A 2153-nucleotide genomic window follows, 5' to 3' on the forward strand; every position below is an offset into this window, starting at 1 on the left:
GGTCCGGGGTTCGAGTCCCTGAAGGTCCACCATATGTGGGGACATAGCTCAGTTGGGAGAGCACCTGCCTTGCACGCAGGGGGTCGCAGGTTCGATTCCTGTTGTCTCCACCAAAAAACAGTCCATATTGGACTGTTTTTTTAGTTTAGAGAATTATTATTTTCTACGTGATGAACGCAACACTTAGTTAAGTTCATTCCAAAGTTTATTAAAAGCTTGATTCTCCACTTTGAAGAAAATATGAGAATAATATATATATCCATCTTTAAAAAGTCTTAGAGGTACCTCGCTGCCATCATTTAAAGTTATATATATAAACTTTTGATTTATTTCTCCTTTGTCATCAAATAAATAGGATAAGCTCTCCTGTGTGTTTGGAATTGTATTTTTTAGTTCATTTATTAAATTGTTTAATAGATTAAGCTTAGTTAGCTCTTTGTATTGTTTCTTGTTATCGTTCCAACTTTCTAAGTTTTCATATTTAGCTGTTTTCGTATTGTTCTCTATTTTTAATTTATTAAAAACATCAGCACCAGTTTTTACTGTAATTCCATTAATGCAATCATAAAACGGTGAATAAAAAGTTCCGTCAATTTTCTCATAAGTCATTATTCTAAAACTTTTATCATAACCCTTAACAGAGTAAACACCATTTTTGCCTATATTTGATGCAAATTCAACTGCATAATCATCTTGCTGGCTCCACTCGTCTATATTTTCTTTTGTGGTACCAAGTTTTTCGCCAAGTAAATTTTCTGCATTTTCAGAACTTATCTTAGTATCAGATTGGGTATATACTCTACCTTGATACACAATAAGCCCTATCATGTCCGCAGTAACATTTATATTCTTTTGTAATTCTATTTTGGGGACATCTATACCGCTTGTTGAATTTATAATATGTGCGGAAGTATCAGGTTTTTTTTCTACGAAATTATATCCTAATATTCCAATACACATGATTATTACAAGACTAGCCGATAGTGAAAAAATAGGATGTAGAATAAACTTATTACGTTTTTTTTGCAAAACATGTTCAGATAACCTATGTTCCATTTCTTTATCAGGTTCTAATCTATCAATTACACGTTTAATATCAATTTTCTTCATAACTATTCCCCTTCCAATTCTATTTTTAGGATATCCCTACCACGCTTTAAACGCATTTTTACAGCAGACTCCGTAATTTTAAGAATCTCAGAAATTTCCTTAACTGAATAATCTTCAAAATAATAGAGATGTATGATGCCCTTATATTTAATAGGGAGCTTTAAAATTTCTTCCATAATATGAATATCTGAAGTATTATCGTAGTAGGTTTCAATATTCTCCATTTTCACAACCCGTTTACGCCATGGACTTCTAAGCATATCTTTACATATGTTGATAGTTATTTTAATGAACCATGCTTTTTCATGTTCATTATTATTGAACTTAGGACAATTATAAATAAGTTTAATAAATGCTTCTTGCAGAGCTTCTTCTACATCTTCTTTATTTCCAAGATAGACCATACAGACTCTGAAAAGTATATTACCATATAAATTGTACTTTTCAGAAAAATTATCGCCGTATCGTTGAGATGGTTTTTCCATAAGAGAAAACCTCCTTTCATGTATAACACGAATTAGAATGGGAATCCGTCACATATTTTTTGACACTTAATTTTAAATTTTAAGATAAATCTGATTTATGGAATATATAAGAGTGAATAAAATATCTATAAATATATAATAGGTTTGAAATAAATAAATCATATACACATTTTATCATAAATCATTTTTATGTTTGAATATTTGATTTAAAACGCTAAATGATTCATACAAATAAATGAATAATATGCTTAAAGATAAACATATTATTATAAACCTTACCATGTGTGTCAACATAGCTAAAATAAAGGATTAAGAAGAAATACAGAGTAAACAAGGAATAATATTGATATATAACAATAATGATAAATATGCAACTCTATTCTTATGATAGAATACTCCTTGTCGTCACGAACGAGTGGCACAGTGAGTTAAATGTTAATTACTACTTAAATGATTTTCAAATGAAAATAAATTTTAAATAGTTATTGACAAAACAAGCAATACCTAGTAGAATAGTAGAAGTCGTCACATGATGACTTAGCAAATTGGTCTTTGAAA

At 29.6% G+C, this 2153-nt stretch carries 2 protein-coding genes and 1 tRNA gene; 1 reads left to right on the top strand and 2 read right to left on the bottom strand.

Features of this window, described 5'->3' with window-relative positions; all coding sequences use genetic code 11:
• Positions 1 to 37: 37 nt before the first annotated feature.
• A tRNA-Ala gene (locus tag JJE11_RS17595) sits at positions 38 to 113 on the top strand.
• Between the two features lie 70 nt (positions 114 to 183).
• On the opposite strand, the gene JJE11_RS17600 is transcribed toward JJE11_RS17595, so the two are convergent.
• Together JJE11_RS17600 and JJE11_RS17605 are read right to left on the bottom strand one after the other, a co-directional pair.
• Positions 184 to 1110, bottom strand: coding sequence for a hypothetical protein (locus tag JJE11_RS17600; RefSeq protein WP_291637981.1), 927 nt, complete (start codon positions 1108 to 1110; stop codon positions 184 to 186).
• Positions 1111 to 1112: 2 nt separating this feature from the next.
• Complete coding sequence (locus JJE11_RS17605) at positions 1113 to 1595, bottom strand: sigma-70 family RNA polymerase sigma factor (protein WP_291637983.1); 483 nt, start codon at positions 1593 to 1595, stop codon at positions 1113 to 1115.
• Between the last annotated feature and the right edge of the window lie 558 nt (positions 1596 to 2153).

The organism is Clostridium sp. (assembly GCF_016650095.1).
Classification (GTDB): Bacteria; Bacillota; Clostridia; order Clostridiales; family Clostridiaceae; genus Clostridium_AD.

Coding starts and splice junctions, on each gene's coding strand:
- JJE11_RS17605 (WP_291637983.1), bottom strand. CDS start 1,595: ATGGAAAAACCATCTCAACGATACGGCGATAATTTTTCTGAAAAGTAC.
- JJE11_RS17600 (WP_291637981.1), bottom strand. CDS start 1,110: ATGAAGAAAATTGATATTAAACGTGTAATTGATAGATTAGAACCTGAT.